We start from the raw sequence: 21,823 nt of genomic DNA on the forward strand, positions 1-21,823 counted from the left end.
ATGAAGTTGTGGGAAAGGCAGAGGGGTGAGAGCCAGAAAGCATTTGAAGCGTTCGCTATTTACCGAGACATGGGAACTAACCGGAGTATAGGGAAAGTAGCGGAAAAGTTGGGGAAATCGGAAACGTTGCTATATCGGTGGAGTTCCAATTGGAATTGGGTGGAACGGGCCAAAGAATATGATCTGGAGATGGATCGGCAACACCGCCTTCACCAAGAGGAAGAGCGGCGAAAAATGGCAGAACGTCATGCGAAACAGGCCATGATGTTTCAAAACAAAATCTTGGAACGGCTGCGGATACTTGATCCGAATCGATTGACTCCTGCTGATTTGATTCGCTGGTTTGACATTGCGGTAAAAGTGGAGCGATTAGCCAGAGGAGAGTCAACCGAAATTCATGAAGTGGAGCATAGTGGGCAGGTGGATCAGCGTAGAAATGTTAGAATACAGCATGAAATCCTTACCGATCCGGAATCAAGGGAGCTGGTTAAACAGCTTTTTCGGAGAGTCTATGAACTTAAACGAATGGAATCAAATTGATTGGTCCGCCCTCGAAATGGAAATGGTTCGTCATGACTATTCCGTTTACATCGAATATGTTCATTACGGGCAGTATATCCCCTCTCGCCATTCCGATCTCATTTGCAAGAAACTTGAACAGGTGGAAAGGGGCGAAGTGGATCGTCTAATGATCTTTATGCCTCCGCGCCACTCCAAGTCGATGACCGTTTCGGAAACATTTCCTTCCTGGTTCATCGGGAGAAATCCCGAAAGACGTGTCATCTTAACCTCTTATGGGGAAACGTTGGCGAGGAAATTCGGAAGAGCGAACAAACATAAAATCGCTGAGTTTGGAAAAAAGATTTTTGGAATCGAGTTATCTCAAGACAACAGTTCGGTTACGAACTGGGATATTCAAGGCCATCGAGGTGGAATGATTTCCGTCGGCATTGGAGGAGCCATCACCGGTCAAGGTGCGGATCTTCTCATTATTGACGACCCAATCAAGAATAAGCAAGAAGCGGAATCGGAAACGTACCGGGAAAACATCTGGAATGAATGGCAAAACACGCTCAGAACCCGTTTACAACCCGGAGGAAAAGTGATTTTGATTCAAACCCGATGGCATGAGGATGATTTAGCTGGTCGGTTACTTCAATTTGAGCCAAGTCGATGGGAAATTCTTTTGTTGCCAGCGGTCTGTGAGAATGAAAATGACCCCCTTGCCAGGGCGATTGGGGAACCGTTATGGCCGGAGTACGGGTTCGATGAGAAATGGGTGGAAGAAACAAGACAATCCGTTGGTTCCCAAACATGGGCGGCTCTGTTTCAACAAAGACCTTCCCCCGCAGAAGGAGCGATATTGAAACGGAAGTGGTGGAAGTATTATCGCCAATTGCCAAACCGATTTGATGAGGTTATCCAGTCATGGGATTGTACTTTTAAGGATAAGAAAGATAGCGACTATGTGGTCGGACAAGTATGGGGACGGATCGGAGCAGACAAATATTTGATCGATCAGGTTCGGGGGCAAATGGATTTACCGGCAACGATGCAGGCGATTCGGGGATTATCTGCCAAACATCCGTATGCCTATACCAAACTGATTGAAGATAAAGCGAACGGCCCAGCAGTGATTCAAATGCTTCAACACGAGATTCCGGGACTGATACCGGTGAATCCTGAAGGTGGAAAGGAATCCCGAGCGGCAGCCGCTTCCGTTGACTTGGAAGCGGGGAACGTATTTATTCCCGAACCAAGTATTGCCCCGTGGATTCATGACTTTGTGGAGGAGTGTGCGGCCTTTCCCAATGGGAAAAACGATGACCAAGTGGACGCTTTTTCTCAGGCCATGATCCGGTTCCGACAGTTTGAAGCGCCCGAACATGTGGTGTTGCCTACAATTAAAGGATGGACCATGAGGGGATGAAGAAGTGTGGATCATCGAAAAATGGAAATTATGGCGGGTCAGAAGACAGGTAAGGAAGTATTTTGCCGACCTTCGGCAATCACTGACGAAGCGTTTGGAAGGCGGTCGCCAGATTGGAGATCGATGGGAGAAGCAGTTTGGTTGGTATGATGGATTGATTAAGCGGGATGAGTTGCGCCAGAAGAATATCATAGAAACGCTGAGGCTGATTCGTGACATTAATCCAGACGCAAGTATGGCGATCTGGAATTTTTTACGCCTGTCGAACCAAGGGCATACGCTGGAATGTGTAAAACCAACGGGATCGCCAGATAAAACAGGGCTGGCCTATTTGAATGATTTGTCGAGGAGAATAGGGAAGCTTTATGCCGGAGGAACGGATCAACTGGTGAATGTATTGAATCTGTCCGGATTTACCCAGGGAGCATTGGCGTTAGAGATAGAGTTAAATGAAAAGCTGGATGATGTGGTGGATTTCCATGCGATCGATCCTTCCTCCCTAGATTTTAGACGGAACGAAGTTGGGGAAGTCGAATTGGTACAACGACAATCGGATGGGACATACAAGGTATTGAACCAGGAACAGATATTTTACTATCCGATTGACCCGGATATTGGTGATCCCTATGGCCGTAGCCCAATTCTTCCAATCCTGCAAATCGTATTCTTTCAGGTAGAGGTATTACGGGATCTCAAAGCGGTTGCCCACCATCAAGGGCATGCACGTTTTGATATTTCCATCGCTGAAAAAGCGATTATGGAAAACTTGCCTCCCTCGATCATCGCACAGGGACCCGATGCAGTTCGTGCCTTTGTGATGAATTACATCTATGAAATTGAGCAAGGGTTTAAGGATTTACAGCCCGATGATAATTTCTTTCACCCGGATTCGGTTACCGTTTCGATGGTAGGCGGAACCAATGGGCAATCGATCGATGTGACGCAAATCATTGATGTAATCAACCAGCAGGTGGTAACAGCGTTGAAGCAACTTCCAATCCTGCTCGGAAGGAATGAAGGGACGACCGAAACGCATGGCTCTATTCAGTGGCAAATCTATGTTGCCGGGATCGAGTCGATTCGTCGCGGTGTAAAGCGAATCTTGGAACAGGGATATAATTTAGCACTGCAAATCCAGGGGAGACAAAGTAAGGCGAAAATCACCTTCAACCCCTTGCGAACAACTGATCGGTTAGCCGAAGCGCAAGCTGAACAGATTGAAACCCAAACGAAAATTGCACAAATTCAACAAGGATGGATCACCAGCGATGAAGCTGCGATGGAAATGGTCGGGCATGAAGCAGTGAATGAGCCGCAGATGTCCCCTTCGTCAACGGTGGTCGGGGGCAGGTCACGCCGCATGCAAATCAAGCGTGTGCCTAAAACGCGAAAAGAGGAGGACGATGAGTTTGTCAATGAGATCCAAACCCCATGGGCGTCCGATGTGGCTCGGTTAACAAGCAAGGCAATAAAGGCAATTGAAGCCCAATTACAATCTCAAGTCAAAACTTATGTCCAGCGATTACGGGAGGCGGAGCCAATCCCCACTCGTTTTTTATTGCCGAGACGCGAAGATGACGCTGATCCCTCGTCAGAGTTTGAAAAGTGGGTCTTGAGCATCATTCTCCATGATGCCGATGTACAGATTGATGACTGGGAAGCATTATTAATGGAATGGATTCAACAGACGGCAGAAGAAGCTGGAATCGCGACACTATTGGAATTAGAGGTGGAGATGGATTTCGATGCGCGCGATGAGCAATTGCTTCGATGGCTGTCCAATCGGGCTTACGAATCGGCAAACCTCCTTCAGCAAACAACCGACCATGAGGTGATCATGGACCTGTGGGATGTGGTAAATGAGGGGGAGTATTCAATCGATAAAGCAGAGGAGGCACTGCGGAATTCCTTTACCTTTAGCAAAGAACGGGCTAAAACGATTGCCCGAACGGAAATGATTTCTGCGGCAAGGGCCGGGCAATTTTATGCGGATAAACAATCGGGGATTGTCGTAGGCAAAGAGTGGTTTGCGGCCCATCAACCGGAGCGGACTCGGCCCTGGCATTTGGAGGCCGATGGTCAAATCAAGCAGCTGGATGAGCCATTTGTGGTAAATGGGGAAAAGCTAATGTTTCCGGGTGATACATCTCTTGGAGCAACGGCAGATAATATCGTGAACTGTCGTTGCGGCTACTTTCGGATACTGGAGGGGGGAGAGAAAGGGGTGAATAAATGAGCCAGCAAGCAAACCTTCTCCATTTGCCTGTTCGATTGATAGGGGAAAATCGGGAGATGGATTTGGATTTGATTAACCGCCATACGCTGGAGCCGGTGACAGCGGAAGAAGTCTTTACCTTTTCGGGTATTTGCTCCAATGATCAGCCAGACGCTTATTTTACCCGGATGGATACGTCTACCACGCTTCGGAATTATGTCGAGGATCTTCAAACCGGGGTCAGCCTTCAAGAATCCCATGATATTACACGGAATCCCTATGGGCGAAGTTATCACGGTGAACTCATTTCGACGGAAGAGGGTGGACATGCAGTTCGAGGTTACTGGTATATTATCCGAGATTTGCACATCAACGGAGCCAATACCAACGATATGATTCGCGCGATCCAAACAGGAGTGATCAGAGATTTGTCCGTTGGTTTCGGGGGCTCCGACATGTGGTACCGCTGTGGGTCGTGTGGTCGGAACCTTTGGGATTGGGAATGTCACCATATCCCTGGACTTGAGGATGAAGAAGGTCAGATCAATTTTGCATGGGTGATGGATGCAAAATTAAGGGAAGTATCAACGGTTTATAAAGGAGCCACACCGGGAGCCTATATCGAGAAAGCACGCGAATATGTGTCACAGGGGCAATTGTCCCAACAGAATATTGCTCGCTTGGAGCGCCAGTACCATGTCCGGCTGGACGATGGGCAGCGCTCTTTTTTTATATCTCAAAAAGGGAGTGAACAGACAGTGAATCTATTGGAACAGCTGCGGCAAGCGATTCAGGAAAACAAGATCGAAAAAAATCGGGTGTACGACATCCTTTCGGAAGGAGAGCCTTTCCGCCAATCTGACGATATTGCACTAAGAAATGAGTTGGGTGATTACGCCACCGTCGAGGGAGTGCGCCAATTGAAACAAGAGGTCCGGATGGGACGTGCCTATCTGGCGGATTCGATCGATCAAGCGGTAAAGGCTCGGATTCGTGCCTTTGGGGATAGCTTTGATGCGGAGAATTACCGCTCCATGCTGCTGAAACTAAATGATCTGGATTCCGTGAAAGAAGAAATCCGTTTGTACGAACAGATGGTAAAACAGCGGTTTACACCCGGTCGCCAGACAGAGCCTGAACTGATTCATAGTCAGTCTGCGGCGCGAGCATCGGATTTTAAGCGTGAAAACATCTTTGATAAGGAGTGAGGTTTCATGTATGGAACGCGCGTAGGCGGAGTCACGCCACATGCATATGGTTTGCAAGTGACCGTTCTGGTTCCAAGTGCAACCCCTACACAGCCGGTGAATGAAGGGGATTTACTCAAGTTGATTACGACCGCTCCTTATAGTGCGGCACCATGTGCAGATGGAGATCCAGTTCAATTAAAGGCCATCCACGGTGGAGTAACCGATGATACGACGCCTGTGGGTTGCCATTTATATGGGTTTTCCCGTGTAGACAAATTCAAATTTACAGGGGCTGAACCCACGATCGGTGCATCCGTGGTCGCTGCCGGAAATGGCGTTGTAAAGGTTTCTCCGGAAAACAATGGGACGTTTGTACTCTTTGTGGACTCGAGTAGGAATATTGTCGAAGTCGCCATGCCTTAAAAAGGAGGATGGATCAATGGGAATCTTGGTAAGGAATCATTGTGGGAAGAATGTCGAGCTGAAAACGGGGTCATCATTAATTGCCCATTTAAAGGAGCGATATAAGCGAACCGATTCCTATGCCGTGAATCGTTATTTAGAAGCAGAGCAAGTTCAACTGAACGAAGTGTTCCGGGCATTTGGAATCGAGGACATCGGAAAGGTCCAAGTTCGCACGGTGCTGCAGAATGACGGCATGAAGCCCCTTTTCAATGCGGCGATCGAAGATGGCTTGCGAATGGGGTTTGAGAAGGAATCCAACTGGCAAGTGCTGGTGGCGGATACGGTGGATGCCACCAAAATGGCCCAAGAATGGTATTTTCTCGACTATGATGAGGATGAAGTCGCCCTGCGTGAAATTGGGCAAGGAGCTCCGATTCCAGTTGGTATTCTCAAGGTTGGAGATCAATCGATCCGACTGCATAAACGAGGACGTGGCATTGAATGGACCGATGAAGCGAAAGACATGAATATTAAACTGGTATCCCTGTTTCTGATGAAAGTAGGGAAAAAGCTGGGGCGCGATTATGAAAATACGGCGATTTACCGGTTGTTGAATGGTTATTTTCCGGACGGTTCAGATTCCCCGCCTGTAATTGGCGTAAAGACCGCCAACAACCTGACCATCGGGGATTTGTTTTATGCAGCCATGTATATGGAAGAAGAGCTGGGCTACAACGTAAAACGGCTCGTTATGAATCGCAAGATGGCTTCTTCGATTGCTGAGTTGAAAAACGGCGATGGCAACTACTTATTCATCGATAACTTAAAGAGCGGAGAGTGGCCTTCACCACTGGGAGCACCGATTCATATTACCAATCTTGTTCCAGATAATCGGATTATCCTCGTGGACACTGCCTTTGCCCTGATCCGCTACTCCTATAAAGAGTTCGGTGTCGAGTTTGAACGGTCGGCGAAGACCCAGTTGGAGGGTTCCTATGGAACAGAAATATCAGAGTTCGTTCCGTTTGAGAAGAATGCTCGCTTAATTATTACGTTAGACCAACAACGAGCATAAGGGGCATTTGGAAATCTTCCAGTGTTTCTAACTTAGAACAAGTTTACTTCTTATATCGTAAAATTAGGATTACGAGAACGAGGATAATAACTAAAGATAACGTGTTGGTAATCAAAAAAGCATATCCTAGACCTTTTGTCGCTAGACTTAGGGCATAAACTTCCATCAGGCTAATACCCAACAAAACCATTAAATAGGATTTTATGTTCAAATCCTTCACGGACTTCGTCCGCCAGATTTGAACAATCTGTGGTATCCAGCCCAGTGATTAGATAATTCCACCCAATAACTGCATAATAGCAAAAATCAATCTACCACTTCTCCCTTCTGGGTTATCCTAAGTCAATTTTACATTAAAAGATTGAAGGGATATGAAATGGCAACCAAAAAAGAAGAGAAAAAGAAAGTGAGGCTCAAAGATCCTTCTACTCAGTATGGGGAAGGGTCTTTTTCATTGGTTGGGAATCAGGAAAAAGAGTTACCGGATAATCCTTCTCCCGAATTGTTGGCCCGTATCCGTTCCGGTTTTATTGTGGAAGTGAAATAAGAAAAAGCCAAGGAGACCAGGAGATCCTTGGCTTTCGAAGTGGAAAGTGGGGTCTTTGTTGCCCTAGAAGAGATGGTAGGTTGAACAATTTATATAAAGGTGCCACCCGCTAGACACCAGTATAAGCCAACGATGAATCAATTTAAACATGGAGTATGAAGGGGGGATTTTCCCTGCCTTACATCACAATTCAAGAACTGAGGGAGCGAACTTCGATGGAGGAAGTAGCAGTGCTTCCTGACGAGAAACTCCAGCTATATCTTGATCGAGCCACAGCCTGGATACATCGTATGGCTCAGAGAAAATTTTACAATGAGACTGATCCGGATCTCCTAACTGATCTTAAAACAGCGAGTGTGCTACTGGTGGAATACCTGTGGGTTCAGGATCATAACGAAGGAAAAGAGCAGGTCATGAGTGGGATCAAGCAAGAAAGTATCGGTTCTTACTCCTATACACTGAAGGATGATACCGGTGAGGAATCGGGACTGACCGGGATGAAGGAACTGGATTCCATCTTGCAATCCCTGATCCCGAAGCCACTCGCGACAGGGATGTTTTTCTCGGTATCTGGACCATCAAGGGTGGAGAAGAAATGCGAATGGAAATGAATTTTATCCATCAGTGCACGTTGGTAAGTCAAGGGCAACAAACAGGAGTTGATCCTTACGGTCGTCCGATTTTTGAAGAGGTTTTGAAGCCGGACGTTCCTTGCAGAGTGGACCAATTCAATGAAGAGGCGCGGTGGGATGATTTTGGCTTCGAGTATGGGGTAAGCTATGTTTTATTTTTAGGGCCAGACCTAATTTTAAATGAATCGATGAAAGTAAGAGATATCAAGGATAAAGAGGGCCGATTGGTTTTTCCAGGTCTTTTTTTGTTTCAGCGAATCCGGCCTGTCTTTGACCGTAAAGGGCTTCATCATTATGAGGTGTTTCTGAAGAAAGAGGGAGATCAGGATGGCGAAAAGTGAGATATCCTTTAAAGTTCAAATCGATGCCAATACCTATGATTTTTTTAAGAAGGAATCCCCTCAAAAGTTAAAGGAGGCTCGCCAAAAAGCGGTCGAAGCGGCCGGGATGGTTTGGTCAGACGAAGCGAAGCGGATTATCCGCGATGAAGATCATATTGACACGGGCCTTTATATCAACAGCATTGGCTATCGAACCTCTTTTCCACCAAGGCATAAGAGTGGTCGGGGCGTTCGTGAAGTGACCGAAGAAGATATCGTTTATGAGTTGGAGGAAAGGGAGGATGTCACTAGATTGGCTATTGGCTCCAATGTTTCCTATGCAAGTGAATTGGAAAAAAGGTATCACATCATGGCAAAAGCTTTAGATCAAGGAGAATCAAGAATGAAACAAGTGGTGGAGTTTCAAGTGAGGAAGGTGCTGGGCAATTGATCCAGTATGTTGATCCGATTCCACCGATTGTCACGTTTCTTTCCGTTCGGTTGAATGGGATTTCGGTCTATGGCAACATCGCGAAGAACCCCGTTTTGCCTGCATTGATCGTCAAAAGTGCAGGGGGATCGGGGTTTTCCCGTATCCAGTTATTAGCCAGGGCCGAAAAAGATTTTGAAGCGATGGAGTTGCTCATTCAAACCATGATGCTGTTGGAGCAGTACGCGAATCAAATCCAGGGCATCCGGGTTACTTGGTGCGGGCGGGAAAGTAATCCGCTTCCCTCGGTGGATCAGGATACCGGAACACCGGAGGCTTGGTGTTACATGAGGCTGGAACACGTGGAAGGGTGAGGGGATTGGCGAAAACTGAAAAGACCAGACGCATCCGTTGTGTGGGACCGGTTGAACCAGCAAGTGGAGTGGTCCTTTTACGAATGGGTACACTCGATATCGTTCCGGGACAGGTCTTAACGGTAGGAAAAGAAGTGTCGGAAGACGAGGCGAGACTTCGTCAATCCATCCCGACATGGATCTTTAAAGAGGTGAGTGAATGATGGCGGATATCTATAAAGTCGATTCTTCCAAAATCGTCGGCGGGCCTGGGCGACTGGTCGTCAAACCCTATGATGGGCTGTTTCCGCAAAAGATCAGTGAGGTCATGGATTTGTTCCCTCCCTACGATTTGAAACCGGGTTGGCGAGACTTGGGGGCGACCACGGAAGGAATCAAGACTTCACGCAGTTTTGATACCGATGATTTTGAAGTGGATCAGCGCGGCCCCATTGATACCACCATTTCCAAATGGGAGCATACGCTGGAAACGAATTTGGCGGAGAATTCCTTGGAAAATCGTCAATTGGCGTTGATCGGAGGAACGATTATCGATTCGCCCCCAACGCTTGGAACTGCGGTTCCGTTATCCAATGCGGTGACCAAGGGAGCAACGATTTTAACCCTCTCTTCTGCGAGCACCGATTTTAAGGAGGGAGGTTGGTTAAAAATTGGTTCGGAAACCCTGCCTATTTCCAAAGTTGCTGAAACCTCTCTCTATCTCAAGGAACCGGTTGGAACGGATTACCCGGCGAATACGGATGTGAGTCCAGTAAATGAACTGGGGACAAGACGAATTGGTTATGGAACGGTTTCGGATGTTCCCTTTATGACCTATGCCCTCATTAGCCAAAAGAAAGACGGGACTCTTTACATGTGTGTCATTTGCAAAGCAAAAGTGTCCGGAGATGAGAAGGAGCAGACCTACAGTAAAGACAAGCGGGTTTTGCCCCTGAAGTTACAGGCCTTTCCGGAAGACAGCCTGTCCCAGGATGAAAACGTTTATTACGAAATTGAACAAGTCCGATGAAAGGATGAGGTGAATGGAACAAGCGTTGAGATCCCTCGATATTGAAAATGTGATTGGACAGGTAACGCTGAGTAATGGAACCAAACTGGACGTACCCAAGTTATCTTTGCAGAAGCTCATTCGGATCGTAAAGTTTCTTGGCGTGGATGGAGTACGGATTTATGATCAGATGCGTGAGGTATTGTTGGATGATAAGCAATCGGATCTGGAGAAAATCGCTTTGGTATTGGAGCAATTGAAGGAAGAGCAACTCGTCCGTATTCTCTCTATTCTGCTTGATGTGGATGACCAAACTGCCCTTCAATTGGATTTGAATGAGATGCTTGAAGTCTTACTGGTCTATGCAGAGAAGACCAATCTATCCCAAACTTTTACTCAAGTCCAGAAGTTGATGAAGAAAATGACGGGCAAAAATATTCCTGATCTTCAGACGCTTCTGGGCTTTTTGTTTCCGCCGGTAGAAGAGAACGAGACCACACAAGCTGGTCCGAAATCACAGAGCAATGGATAGAGCAGATCGGCTTTGTGGCTTCCCACTTCGGCTATACCGAGGAATATGTTCTCTCACATACACCGGAATGGTTGATGAGAAAAAGCAGGCAGGCGGCCCAAGAGAAGATCGATGCCCATCACATGCGGATTGTGGAAGGTTTCAAAGGGTTGGCTCTCTTCATCGATATGGCCTTTAATCAAGGACGGAAAGTAGAGCAGATTTTGCCACCATTCCAAAAGAAAGAAATGAATTCCGGCCCGTCTGACAGCCCATTTATGGAGACGATCTGGTGGAAGTCGGAGTAAGGGGAGGTGAAATCCATGACCACAGTAGGCAGATCAAACATCGAGATCACTGCGACCGACCGGCAGGCCCGTCGAACAATCAGCAGCTTTTTTCGGGATTTGGAACACACCGGTCAGCGAATCGGACAGACCATGCGAAGGGCGAATCCTTTTGAAGCCCTCGAGCAAGGAGCCGATCAATCGACCCAGTTCCTTGAGCGGTACAAGGCCCGGTTTTTATCGGCGATCGATCAGATGAATGCGAAGGCGACGCAGTCCAAAAAGATGATGGACATTTTGCCGGAGACCAGTAGCATTCAGCGAATCGATCGCTTTTTTCTTGGGATCGGGGATCGGCTGGAGCAGATGGCCAAACGGGGAACGGCGGCGAACTTAGCGATTACGATGTTAGGGAGAAACGCCAGTTTAAAGGAAATTCTCGACCGGATCAAGCTAATCAACCAAGGCTTAGCAAGGATGCAAGCATTAGCAACAACATCCGCCATCGTTTTGAGCCTGTTTACCGTGGGCATGGTGAAGCTTTCCAATACCGTCGATGGCCGACTTGTACCGTTAGCGCAGGTGTTCAAACGGGTATGGCTTTCGGCCTTGAAGCCGTTCGCTCAAATTTGGACTGACTTTGCTCTGAAAGTGATTCAAGCGGGAACGGCCATCGGGCGGTTTATTGAACGGTTGAACCAGATCAACCCGGCTATTACCAAGATGATCGGGATGTTCCTCTATCTCTTTACCGCGATTACCCTTTTCCTTTCGCCAATGGCGATCGGGATTGGACGGGCGCTTGGCATGCGGGCGGCATTTACCGTTTTGTTCAACTCATTTAAACCGCTAATCCTTGGTTTCTTACGGGTTGCAGGGATGGCTTCCCTAATTTCAGCTGCCTTGGTGGTATTGGGTGGGATTCTCATTCGCCTCTGGCAAAACTCGGTGGTCTTTCGCAATACGGTCATCAATGGCTGGAATGCTATTAAAAATGCGGTGATGAGCGCGGTTCAACCTCTGATCCCCAGTCTCCAGCGCTTGTGGAGTGCTTTTGTTCAATTGCTGAACGCGTTCACGGGTGGAGGAACCACGATAGGGGACTTTTGGAAAAGTCTTGGAGATTGGATTGGTCGGGTGATTCATGCCATCGTTCAAGTTGGGGTTCCGCTCCTTCAGGGGGCTTTAAAAATCATCTCAATCGTTTTGGGTGGCATCATCGATGGGCTGATCAAAGGATTTCAGGCATTGCAACCGGTTATTGAACAAACGGTTCGTTATCTGCAGGGGTTCTTTTCGGGATTACGGGCGAACAAGGCTACCCCCATGATTCAGGATCGTCTTTCCTGGCCTTTTTAAAACCGATCATGAAGCAAGTATCGCAGATTATCGGGCAGGTTTTTCAACTGATCGACCAGATCATCAAAGTGTCCGTTACGGTTTGGGGAACCGAAATCAAAATCGCTTGGACTGCAATTGAAACGATCTTCTCCAATCCGACGGTTATTTCGGTGATCCAGCAGGTCTGGACATATATCAAGACTGTCATTTCTAATGCACTGAGTATCATTTTAAATGTGCTACAGCTGTTCTCCAATTTGCTTGCCGGGAACTGGGCGGCGGCATGGCAGAATCTGCAAAACATTGTAGGTCGTTTCGTGACCATCCTTGCTTCCAGTATCTCGACCAGCTTTCAGATTCTCTTGACCATCTTCACTTCGATCTGGGGGGCAATTTCTTCTCTTTTGACGAGCCTATGGAACGGGATTCTTAGTATCGCCTCCTCGATCTGGGGAGACATCGTCTCATTCTTTGCGGGAATCTGGAACGGGATCGTCTCAACGGCCACCTCCATTTGGACTGGCTTCGTTGCCTTTTTGACAGGGCTGTGGAATGGGTTGGTTGGGATCGCCACGGCGGTCTGGAATGCGATTACTGCAGCCATTGTGAACGCCTTTACATGGATGTACAATCACAACTACTATTTCCAGGCGCTGGTCGATACGATTGTGGCGGCATGGAATTCCGCAAAACAATGGACGATCAACACGTGGAATGCCATCACTTCTTTTTTAACAAGTGTATGGAATCAGTTGCGATCCATCGCCTCTTTCACCTGGAATGGGATGAAATCGATTGCTGCCAGCGCTTGGAATGGCGTGAAGTCGGTGATCATGGCCGTTTGGAATTCCGTGAAACCCTGGCTGGTGAGCATCTGGAATAGTCTCCGATCGGTTGCAACTTCCGTCTGGAATGGCATCAAGAGTGTGATTTCTAGCGTGGTCAGCGGCATCAAGTCCGTGGTTACTTCGGCTTGGAACAGTATCAAATCGGCCACCTCTTCCGCTTTCAACTCCGTGAAATCAACGGTGACAAGCATCTGGAACTCGATTAAATCGACGTTGTCCGGACTGGCGAATCAGGCTGCCGCTTGGGGACGGAATTTGCTTAATAACTTTATTAGCGGAATCAAAAGCCGGTTCTCCGCATTGGTTAGGGTCGTGAAAGATGCGGCAGCGACCGTGGCTGCTTACCTTGGATTTCACAGTCCCGCCAAAAAAGGCCCCGGAGCCGATGCAGACAAATGGTTTGTAAACTTAATGGAGATGCTGGAAGATTCCATCCGCATCCGGGTTCCACATTTGCGTGCGGCCGTCTTCGATGCCGCACAGCAGTTGAACATCATTAATGGGTTGAATCTCGGGGGAACCCTGCAAAGAGCGGGAATCGTTTCCGCTTCCACCAGCGAATCGGTGCAACAAGTGCACAATGAAGTCCATATCTACGCGCAAGAGGCTCCCTTAACCGAAGAGCGGTTAACCCGCTATCTCCGCCGAATGGATTGGTTGCGGTAGGAGGTGAAATCATGGCAAGAGAAAGGATAACCTGGGTGGATCAAAGTGGAGTCGAAACGGTTCTTTCTTACCAACCGGGTGTGGAAAATACGATCCTCCTGTTATATGACCGGGAAGGCTTTGAAATGCCTTCTTTTTCTTTTGCAGAAGAAAAAATCCCGCTTCAATCTGGTTCCGTTCTGCAAGATATTCAAGTGGAACCGCGGGAAGTGGATATGGCTGTCATGTTCCGTGGAAACAATTCAGCCGATTTGCAGAGGAACGTTCGCTGGTTTAAGAAATTGTTTAATCCTCTCCGCGGAGACGGAAAACTGCGGGTATTGACAGCTGATGGTGTGGAAAGAGAATTGGTTTGCCGGTACAAAAGTGGGATGGAGGGACGGGAAAAGACCGGAGAATCAGGAGACCGGTATAAAAAAATGGTGCTGACATTTCGGGCCTTTGATCCGTTTTTTTATTCCACGCAAGTTTTTACCAATACGTATGAGTTAAATACCAATCCCCCGAAGTGGTTTCCTCTCTTCCCCCTACGGTTAGGTGGAGATGCCATCAGCACAGAGATTCAGTTGGACAATCAAGGAGATATTGAAACCTTTCCGGTTTGGACCATCTACGGGCCAGGCCAAAATCCCGTTCTTCTGAATCTCACAACTGGTTATTACCTGATGTTTGAGAATCTGTCCTTAGATGTGAATGAATTTGTGACCATCGATACCCAAAAGCGCATCATTGAAAAGGATGACGGAACCAATCTTTATCCGGAACTGAGCATTGGTTCGACCTTATGGAGATTAAATGCCGGGGTCAATATTGTCCATATGGAGATGGACGGAGCTTCTTCGGATTCAAAAATCGTCGTTTGGTATCGGGAGCGATATTTGGGGGTATAGCATGGCACTTTATGAAATTTGGGTGCGTGACCGGGAGCTTAATCTGGTTGGTTCGATCACGACCTTTCGGCAATTGGAATTGACCATGAAATTCAATGATGTGGGGAAATGGACATTGGATTTACCGCTTGATTCATCCGATGTGGGAATGCTGTTAGAAGTTCGGAAACAAGGGGGTGGAATTGGAGGGATTCTTGTCACCAGAGACGGGAATCCCATTTTTTCAGGCCCGATTCGAAATGTGGAAGTCAATAACGACCTCAGTTCAAATAGTGGATATACCTTCTATGGCACGGATGACAATGGCTTGTTAGCGACACGTCTGGCGCTTCCTCCGCCTTATTATGCGATTGCCGGAACCGGATACGGATATGACGTATTCACGGGTCCTGCCGAAAGTGCCCTCTATCATCTCGTTCAGCGGAACTGTGCGGAACTGGCTTCGGCCTATCGAAGGATTCCGGGGCTATATACGGATATTGACATGAAGCAAGGGAAAACGGTGACGATTCGTTCGCGATTGGACCCCTTGATGGACAAATTGCAAGAAGCGGCTTTGGCGGACGGAAACCTTGGCTTTCGCGTGTTGCAGTTCCTGAACAACTTCATGATTTTTCAGGTCTACATCCCTCAAGATCGTGCGCAGGATCTTGTTTTTTCACGCAAGCGGGGGAACTTGGGTTCCTATCGGTATTCCGTGGAGGCTCCGGCAGCCAATTATGTGATTGTCGGGGGAGGGAGAGAAGGGGAAGAGCGAACGTTTATGTATAGCGGGGATGAACCGAGCCGGACTTTGTACGGGACGATTGAAATGTTTGTCGATCAACGCAGCACAACGGATAACAATGAACTTCTGCAAGCACTAAACAATGCACTGGTGGAAAACACGGAGAAGACCAGCCTGGAAATTTCCCCTCTCGATGTCCACCCCACCCATTATTTGGAGAACTATGATCTGGGGGATCGATGTACCGTCGAGGTGGAAGGGGAAATCATTCAGGATGTGATCCGGGTTATTACCATTACCTTGGGAAAAGACGGTGAAAAAATTGTTCCAACAGTGGGAACGCCGAATGTCGGAACCCAGTTCCGACTGTTTGACCAGTACCGGAATCTCGAAGCAAGAGTAGGAAATCTGGAAAGAAGGTGAGTCTATGCCAGCCATCGTGAACTCCTTTCCCTGGGATGATACGCCAAGCTATGAAGCGGATTGGCGCGACATGATGGAGAATATGCGATCCACCGGGATTATTGTTCAGGGGTCGCTTATGGATGGGTCAACCGGGGATTGCGCGGTCTCTCCGGGAACGGGTTTGCAAGTAAAGGTTGCACCGGGAAAAGCATGGGTAAAAGGGCATATGTGGAAACATACCGCGGACTATATTTACTTGCCGATCAATGCAAATACATTGGGGGCTCCGAGAACCGATTTGATTGTACTTCGGGCTGACTTTACGAACAATTTCATGACGTATACCGTCATCCAAGGACCGAATGCGGTTCCCATTAACAATTCCACAACCTGGGATCTTCCGCTTGCAGAAGTGACGGTGCAAAACAATGCCAGTAGCATTTCCGCGACGGATATTAAGGATCGGAGGGTGACGTCGAACCACGCGGGATTTCGTCCGATCTGTATTTTGCGGAACTCCACCAGTAAAAGTTTGGCGACCGGAACCAATGCCACCCTCTCATGGGATACGGAAGAACTGAATCCAGTTGGAATGCATCTGGTTAGTGACCGGATCACGATTCGGGAAGACGGAGTTTATGAAGTGGGCTGTTCTACTGTATGGGAAACCGTGGCTAATTCGGATAACCTGAGGCGGATTATTCTTTTTCGGAACCGCGCGGGAACGGTCGATGCGATTGCGCATGGTTCAAGTCGTGGAGCAGGGGTTGTCGGTGTGGATGTGGGGGTTTCTGCCCGACGGGTGATTGACTTGCAGAAGGACGACTATGTCTATGTGACTGCTTACAATGACAGTGGAGCGACGTTGAATATTAAGGCATCGGGGTTATATTCTCCGGTTTTCTGGTGTATGAAATTGGGGGAATCCAAGGGACTTTAACCGTTTTGCTGATTGAGGCAAAGCGGTTTTTTCTTTTTCCGGAGGTGTGGAGCCAAATGTTGACCACCGACGAATGGGGAGAATTTTTCCTCAAGTTTAGTGTTGGGGTATTGGGAGGAATCACGGCCCAATTTTTTGGGGGATGGTCCGCCGCGTTAAAAACACTGTTGCTTTTTATAGGCATCGATTATGTCACTGGTTTTCTTGCAGCCCGAAAAGAAGGTAGACTTTCCAGTACAACGGGTTTTTTTGGAATCATGACAAAGGTGATGATTTTTGCGATCGTCGCCGTAGCTCATCTTCTCGATACGTTACTTGGTGATGGACATCTACTTCGGGACGGGGCGGTGTTTTTTTATTTGACGAATGAGGCCTTATCCATTGTGGAGAACTCTGGACGAATGGGCTTGCCGATTCCGTCAGAACTGCAAAAAGGAATTGAAATCTTACGTGGTAAAGGAGAGGAGAAGAAAAAATGAAGACCATTATAATCGATCCTGGGCATGGAGGCCCAGATACAGGTGCGACCGGCTTTGGTTTGCGTGAGGCAGATATAGCGCTGCAATTGTCGGAGATGGTTGGACAACACTTTGGGAATTTTGAAGACGTAGCGGTCAGCTTCACACGGAACCGGAACACTTCGTCTTCTTATCCAGGACCGCCAGATGGACTATATAAACGAATTAAATACGCAAATGATAAAAATGCCGATCTGTTCTTGTCTCTTCATTGCAATTCCGGGGGTGGTTCAGGGTTTGAGAGCTATATTGCCAAAGGATCTCCTGCCCGGACACAACGGATTCAAAAGGCAATTAATGAAAGCGTGTTGGGCTATCTCAAAGGCTATGGGATTGGTCCACACGGCAATGCGACCAAAAATGACACTCAAGGGGCCCATTCCCGGATCGCCGTTTTGAGGGACACCAAGATGAGTGCGGTTTTGCTGGAATGTCTGTTTATTGATAACGCCAGGGAAAATAAGCTGTTGCGGGATCATCGGTTCTTGGATGGATTAGCTAGAGCTATTGTTAAGGGTGTAGCAACTGCTTTTGGATTGAAAGAGGACAAGCCGAAGCCAATGTACAGAGTAATTGTGGATGGTCAGGTTATTTTTGACACGGCTTATGAGGATAAAATTGTGGATGCTGTTACTAAGGCTATACAAAAGCAAGCTAGGGAAATTAACCTTACAAAGGCTTAATGATTGAGATTGCAAAAAAGCAACTAAAACAGGGGAGGCATTTATCCCCTGTTTTTTACCTGGTCGTTTTGAGAGGATTCAACTGGAGGGCGATTGTTGAAGGCGTAGCGACTGCGTTAGATGTAATCGGGACATGTCTTGAAATGAGAAAAATGTTTATAATTGGTGTCGCGTGGTGTATAATTAAAATGATTAATATTTGGGAATATTTTTTACTACTACTCAATAAAAAGCCCTAGTATACTTATTTGAGTATACTAGGGCAAAATTTAGCCGCGAATAACGAAACCATCTTAGGTGTTTGGCGGATCACCTGCAGAACGACGTTTATTGATTTCGAATTCGTTTAGCATGAGCACTTCACCCCCTTTGTTAAATGTTTCTGCATACGAATAAAAGAAGTCAAGCGCATAATTTTTAAAGGTGGGGTCTCCAATTTCACGTAGGAAACTTGCTGTAATGAGAAGAAGCTCGTTTTTTTGGTCTGTAAAAGCGTGCTGTTTGGCTAGTTTTAATGCTTCATTGAGATAATCAAGTGCTTTATCATGTTTGTTAATGCTAATATTGCATTTTCCTAAGCCCATAAGAGCTTGTATTTCAAGAAAAACATCATTTGTTTTTCTACTATATTTCAAGGATTCTAGAAATTCCTTTTCAGATAGTTTAATGTCCCCTTGTTTATAGTACAACTTTCCTAGCTGTGAGTAAACGTAAGCTAATAGATATTCCTTAGTAATTTTCTTCTTTAATTTTAATGCTGTTGTAAAACAACATTCAGCCATACTTAATTTGCTCATTTCAATATAAATACTTCCCAGCGTTGTCCATAATTCCAGAGAACGTTCATACATCTTATCGATCCGGGCCAGTTCAATGCCTTTAAGCGCATAATTGATGGCTTGGGGAAACCTTTTGCTTTTAAATAACAGTTTTGCTTGCATTTCATACATATTTAATGCAGATTCTTTACTTTCGCTTATATAAAGATTCGTTGTACTGGATGAATGATTGTTTATTGAAAGTTCGTCAAGTATTGCTTGTGCATCACCAAGGCGGTTTAATTTTTCAAGATAGATCACTTTACTGATAAGAATTAAATGTTTACAATATTTTCTCTCCCCATTTTCAATAAAATATTTTTCTGCTTCCTCAGTATATCGAAGCGCCTGATTAAAGTTATTCTGGACGTACTCTATTGTACTTAAGTCTTGATAACAAGCACTTTTTAAATTCGTGTATTTCATTTCAGGAAATTGTCGGTCGATTAAATGAATTGCATTAAAAAAATGGTTATACGATTTCTTCCAATTCTTCTTTTTGAAATAACACTTACCTTTGAGATACTCAATAATAGCATGATATGCATGTTTTTGTGGGATAGGGAACTCTCTTAAATGATCTAACCCTTCTTCGCAGTTTGCTAAGTCAATAATATTTTCTATAGAAATCAATTTTAATTTCAATTCTTCCATTAAGCTGTTTTCTTGATTTTTTTGTTCCTTTTCCTTCTCGTGTATGTAAAATTCAGAAATATTCTCTTTCAAACCTAATTTTTTCAATACGTATTTCATTTTATCCTCACTAACCTGTCCTTTTCCGCTTTCTATATTGCTTAGTACCGTCTGAGATAAAAAAGAATCTACCAGATCACTTTGGCGTAAGTCTTTTGATTTCCTTACTTGACGAATAAACTTTCCGAACTCGATTCTATCCACTCTATTCATTGAACATGGGCCTCCTAAAAAATTTTTTATTATTACCCGGTGGAAAAATCAGAACTTTGCTGTCGGTTTACTGAATATATCGCCTATTTCGGGTGAGTGATGACCAAAATTTTTGTATTAAACCGTTATTTGGCGAATATTTTGCTTGGTTGGAGTATAACTTCAGAAATTTGCAATAATTTTTCTGAATATTATATAATACAAACAACAAGTTTGGCAATATTTCTATACAAATGATTTTGGAAGGAGGAGAGCAATGTTGAAGCTTCAAGTCGAAGGTAAAGCACATCAAGTTGAGCCATTTCTCTATGACCTAAGGCAACGACCGCAAATCGCCCTTCATCAGGAACACGTCAAAGAAGTGTCTGATGACAATCAGATTTGTGTCACTTGTGAAGTCGATTTGCAACCATCACGCCGGCTAAAGATTGTTCATCTTAGAACTCAAGACGGTGGGGAAATTCGGATGCCCTTGCTGGATGTCATTCATGCAGAGATAGAGGAAGGGAAGACAATTCTTGCGGGTAAGGCATTTGACATTTTTTCTGGATAAAAAAAGAGCCAAAAAAATGGCTCAGACAACTTAAGCTATTAGCCCCATTATAACATGGATGGGAGATGGAGGGAATGGATTGAAGGGGTTCCCTAAATGAAGAAGGAAAGAATCCTCTACTGGTGGGATGAGTCGGAACAGGCACTCATTGTCATTTGTCCTTCCATAAATAGACGAAAAAGGATTAAAAATCCGGGAAAGATCGAACGTTTTTTGCAAGTGCATCAGGTCGCATTGGAAGAGTGCAAGGGAGTTCGTTGGGATTTTGATCATCTGGGGCTGTTCAGGAAATTCTGGTGGTAGGAAAAACGGATTGTAAAGACGGGTAAGCGGTAAACACATCACAAAAGGCTTGGATACTCGGATCAAAATGCCGGGTATCCAGCTGTTAAAGGGTGTTCAGATGGTGTTGCGATTAACGGTAGAGGGACCGGAAGAGAAAGTGAGAGCTTTTTTGAAGGAGTTCTCCATCCTTCCGCAACATAAAGTATTGGCTACATCAGTACCTTACGAAGATGATGAATTGGCAAAAGGTGAGGTGCAGATTCTTTGCCATTTCAGGCATTTCCCGCTGAGCGAGATCAATGAACCGATTTCCGTTACGTTTCAAACCAAAGATGGGAAGTATTTAAACTTTAATTTGCTGAGTGGGTACGTTATTCGGGATGGAGATACGATTTCAGTAACGGGAAGGGCTGTATCTGGGCTGTTGAAGGAGTAGCAACCATTGGTTCATAACAAAAAACGTGGTTATTAGCGCTTACGTACTAGGAGGTAACACTCGTGATGGTTGGCTTAGGTGTGATTGGGGTTTTATGTGCTCTAGGGAAAATTATTTTCTTACTAAGGAAAAGTAAAGATCGTCTTTTATATGAAATCGCTGATAAAACCTCATTTTTTGATTATTTTTTAATCTCGACCGCAGTTCTGATTTTTTTATTTGACATGGACGCCGTCATTCAGTTTCTTCTCCTTGATATTTTTCTCCTTGTTGGGATTGTAAATACAATCATGACCTTTTACTATGCCAGAAAAATAATGAAAAGGGTTCGATAACATGATCAAGCAAAACAGAAGATGAGTGGTTACTTGAGATGAGTCAGCGATTTCCGAATTTGAGAAAAGCGACCTTTGAATGTCCACAGTGCGGTCACGTTCAGTCAATAGAGGATTTTCTTAATCTCAATCTCGATGCAACCAGAGCTTTTAAGGACTGTCTGGGACGATATGTAATCAATTTCGGTTGTGAGTTTACAGTAGATAACGGAGCATGTTTATTAGATAATGTTCGGATAGTGGTGGATCGAAAAGGCAATGAATTTAAGGTGTTTAATTTTATCTAGCATTTACAGAAATTTAATTCTATTCGCAGGGAACGGCTAGTAAAGAAGAGAAATAATATATAGGAACATGCGTTTCTGTATGTTCCTATACTCTATCCCAGTAAAAATTCTTTTTCTTTCGTTATGTCTCCATAAAAGAGCAGAGATAGGAGAGTATTCATGTTGACTTTGATCCGAAAAAAAACCATGACATTATTGTTTAAAATCAATTATGAGGCATATCTAAAATTTTTATACAAATGGTACACGGGCTATACTCTCTTAATGAACCCCAAAAGTCC

At 45.7% G+C, this 21,823-nt stretch carries 28 protein-coding genes and 1 pseudogene; 27 read left to right on the top strand and 2 right to left on the bottom strand.

Features of this window, described 5'->3' with window-relative positions; genetic code table 11:
• The 6 genes from JG50_RS0109025 to JG50_RS0109050 are packed head-to-tail and all read left to right on the top strand — an operon-like array spanning position 1 to position 6,815.
• Positions 1-540 carry a hypothetical protein gene (locus JG50_RS0109025; RefSeq protein ID WP_033100797.1) on the top strand — a complete coding sequence of 180 codons (540 nt, stop codon included), beginning with the start codon at positions 1-3 and terminating at the stop codon, positions 538-540.
• Positions 512-1,930 (top strand): phage terminase large subunit, encoded by a 1,419-nt coding sequence (terL, locus tag JG50_RS0109030; RefSeq protein ID WP_081943807.1) that lies wholly within the window; start codon positions 512-514, stop codon positions 1,928-1,930. Before JG50_RS0109025 ends, terL begins: the two co-directional genes overlap by 29 nt.
• Positions 1,931-1,934: 4 nt before the next feature.
• Positions 1,935-4,166 (top strand): phage minor head protein, encoded by a 2,232-nt coding sequence (locus JG50_RS18800; protein ID WP_052154146.1) that lies wholly within the window; start codon positions 1,935-1,937, stop codon positions 4,164-4,166.
• Positions 4,163-5,353 carry a hypothetical protein gene (locus tag JG50_RS0109040; protein WP_033100798.1) on the top strand — a complete coding sequence of 397 codons (1,191 nt, stop codon included), beginning with the start codon at positions 4,163-4,165 and terminating at the stop codon, positions 5,351-5,353. Before JG50_RS18800 ends, JG50_RS0109040 begins: the two co-directional genes overlap by 4 nt.
• Positions 5,354-5,359: 6 nt before the next feature.
• On the top strand, positions 5,360-5,758 hold the full coding sequence (locus JG50_RS19710; protein ID WP_033100799.1) for a hypothetical protein: 399 nt from the start codon (positions 5,360-5,362) through the stop codon (positions 5,756-5,758).
• Positions 5,759-5,774: 16 nt separating this feature from the next.
• A complete protein-coding gene (locus JG50_RS0109050; RefSeq protein WP_033100800.1) occupies positions 5,775-6,815 on the top strand; it encodes a phage major capsid protein in 1,041 nt (346 codons plus the stop codon).
• A gap of 43 nt (positions 6,816-6,858) precedes the next feature.
• Here the strand turns inward: JG50_RS0109050 and JG50_RS20880 are convergent, their stop codons facing one another.
• On the bottom strand, positions 6,859-7,080 hold the full coding sequence (locus JG50_RS20880; RefSeq protein WP_258560262.1) for a PQ-loop domain-containing transporter: 222 nt from the start codon (positions 7,078-7,080) through the stop codon (positions 6,859-6,861).
• A 111-nt stretch (positions 7,081-7,191) separates the two neighbouring features.
• On the opposite strand from JG50_RS20880, the gene JG50_RS20050 reads away from it, so the two are divergent.
• The 16 genes from JG50_RS20050 (at position 7,192) to JG50_RS0109125 (ending at position 17,922) form a co-directional block, all read left to right on the top strand.
• A complete protein-coding gene (locus JG50_RS20050; RefSeq protein WP_160173835.1) occupies positions 7,192-7,362 on the top strand; it encodes a hypothetical protein in 171 nt (56 codons plus the stop codon).
• Between the two features lie 155 nt (positions 7,363-7,517).
• Positions 7,518-7,973 (top strand): DUF3199 family protein, encoded by a 456-nt coding sequence (locus tag JG50_RS0109055; RefSeq protein ID WP_081943809.1) that lies wholly within the window; start codon positions 7,518-7,520, stop codon positions 7,971-7,973.
• Positions 7,958-8,335, top strand: coding sequence for a hypothetical protein (locus tag JG50_RS0109060; protein WP_152568530.1), 378 nt, complete (start codon positions 7,958-7,960; stop codon positions 8,333-8,335). Before JG50_RS0109055 ends, JG50_RS0109060 begins: the two co-directional genes overlap by 16 nt.
• Entirely contained in the window at positions 8,322-8,765 is a 444-nt protein-coding gene (locus JG50_RS0109065; protein ID WP_033100803.1) for an HK97 gp10 family phage protein, read from the top strand. The genes JG50_RS0109060 and JG50_RS0109065 overlap by 14 nt, the downstream gene beginning before the upstream one ends.
• Complete coding sequence (locus JG50_RS0109070; protein ID WP_033100804.1) at positions 8,762-9,118, top strand: hypothetical protein; 357 nt, start codon at positions 8,762-8,764, stop codon at positions 9,116-9,118. Before JG50_RS0109065 ends, JG50_RS0109070 begins: the two co-directional genes overlap by 4 nt.
• Before the next feature lie 5 nt (positions 9,119-9,123).
• A complete protein-coding gene (locus JG50_RS0109075; RefSeq protein WP_152568531.1) occupies positions 9,124-9,321 on the top strand; it encodes a hypothetical protein in 198 nt (65 codons plus the stop codon).
• Entirely contained in the window at positions 9,321-10,127 is an 807-nt protein-coding gene (locus JG50_RS0109080) for a hypothetical protein (RefSeq protein ID WP_052154150.1), read from the top strand. Before JG50_RS0109075 ends, JG50_RS0109080 begins: the two co-directional genes overlap by 1 nt.
• Before the next feature lie 13 nt (positions 10,128-10,140).
• Complete coding sequence (locus JG50_RS0109085; protein ID WP_052154147.1) at positions 10,141-10,638, top strand: hypothetical protein; 498 nt, start codon at positions 10,141-10,143, stop codon at positions 10,636-10,638.
• 14 nt (positions 10,639-10,652) lie between these two features.
• Positions 10,653-10,925 carry a hypothetical protein gene (locus JG50_RS0109090; protein WP_033100807.1) on the top strand — a complete coding sequence of 91 codons (273 nt, stop codon included), beginning with the start codon at positions 10,653-10,655 and terminating at the stop codon, positions 10,923-10,925.
• 15 nt (positions 10,926-10,940) lie between these two features.
• Entirely contained in the window at positions 10,941-12,263 is a 1,323-nt protein-coding gene (locus tag JG50_RS0109095) for a phage tail protein (protein ID WP_033100808.1), read from the top strand.
• A gap of 8 nt (positions 12,264-12,271) precedes the next feature.
• Positions 12,272-13,759 carry a phage tail protein gene (locus JG50_RS0109100; RefSeq protein ID WP_033100809.1) on the top strand — a complete coding sequence of 496 codons (1,488 nt, stop codon included), beginning with the start codon at positions 12,272-12,274 and terminating at the stop codon, positions 13,757-13,759.
• 11 nt (positions 13,760-13,770) lie between these two features.
• Positions 13,771-14,649 carry a phage distal tail protein gene (locus JG50_RS0109105; protein ID WP_033100810.1) on the top strand — a complete coding sequence of 293 codons (879 nt, stop codon included), beginning with the start codon at positions 13,771-13,773 and terminating at the stop codon, positions 14,647-14,649.
• Position 14,650: 1 nt separating this feature from the next.
• Entirely contained in the window at positions 14,651-15,799 is a 1,149-nt protein-coding gene (locus JG50_RS0109110) for a siphovirus ReqiPepy6 Gp37-like family protein (protein ID WP_033100811.1), read from the top strand.
• A 4-nt stretch (positions 15,800-15,803) separates the two neighbouring features.
• Positions 15,804-16,721 (top strand): hypothetical protein, encoded by a 918-nt coding sequence (locus tag JG50_RS0109115; protein WP_033100812.1) that lies wholly within the window; start codon positions 15,804-15,806, stop codon positions 16,719-16,721.
• Between the two features lie 56 nt (positions 16,722-16,777).
• Complete coding sequence (locus JG50_RS0109120) at positions 16,778-17,200, top strand: phage holin family protein (RefSeq protein WP_033100832.1); 423 nt, start codon at positions 16,778-16,780, stop codon at positions 17,198-17,200.
• Complete coding sequence (locus JG50_RS0109125; RefSeq protein ID WP_052154148.1) at positions 17,197-17,922, top strand: N-acetylmuramoyl-L-alanine amidase; 726 nt, start codon at positions 17,197-17,199, stop codon at positions 17,920-17,922. The genes JG50_RS0109120 and JG50_RS0109125 overlap by 4 nt, the downstream gene beginning before the upstream one ends.
• A 293-nt stretch (positions 17,923-18,215) precedes the next feature.
• Here JG50_RS0109125 and JG50_RS0109135 read toward each other — a convergent pair whose 3' ends face one another.
• Complete coding sequence (locus JG50_RS0109135) at positions 18,216-19,646, bottom strand: helix-turn-helix domain-containing protein (protein WP_033100814.1); 1,431 nt, start codon at positions 19,644-19,646, stop codon at positions 18,216-18,218.
• A gap of 256 nt (positions 19,647-19,902) precedes the next feature.
• On the opposite strand from JG50_RS0109135, the gene JG50_RS0109140 reads away from it, so the two are divergent.
• The 5 genes and pseudogenes from JG50_RS0109140 to JG50_RS21060 all read left to right on the top strand — a co-directional run.
• The gene (locus JG50_RS0109140) at positions 19,903-20,199 is read left to right on the top strand and encodes a hypothetical protein (RefSeq protein ID WP_033100815.1); all 297 of its coding nucleotides are present in this window, start codon (positions 19,903-19,905) and stop codon (positions 20,197-20,199) included.
• Positions 20,200-20,295: 96 nt separating this feature from the next.
• The gene (locus tag JG50_RS0109145; RefSeq protein WP_033100816.1) at positions 20,296-20,502 is read left to right on the top strand and encodes a hypothetical protein; all 207 of its coding nucleotides are present in this window, start codon (positions 20,296-20,298) and stop codon (positions 20,500-20,502) included.
• Between the two features lie 100 nt (positions 20,503-20,602).
• Positions 20,603-20,920: a hypothetical protein gene (locus JG50_RS0109150; protein ID WP_152568532.1), complete on the top strand. Its 318-nt coding sequence runs from the start codon at positions 20,603-20,605 to the stop codon at positions 20,918-20,920.
• A gap of 62 nt (positions 20,921-20,982) precedes the next feature.
• A complete protein-coding gene (locus tag JG50_RS0109155; protein WP_033100818.1) occupies positions 20,983-21,255 on the top strand; it encodes a hypothetical protein in 273 nt (90 codons plus the stop codon).
• Positions 21,256-21,281: 26 nt separating this feature from the next.
• Positions 21,282-21,542, top strand: a pseudogene (locus tag JG50_RS21060) (VVA0879 family protein); the annotation flags it as partial.
• Between the last annotated feature and the right edge of the window lie 281 nt (positions 21,543-21,823).

It is taken from the genome of Thermoactinomyces daqus, assembly GCF_000763315.1.
Lineage (GTDB): Bacteria > Bacillota > Bacilli > Thermoactinomycetales > Thermoactinomycetaceae > Thermoactinomyces_A > Thermoactinomyces_A daqus.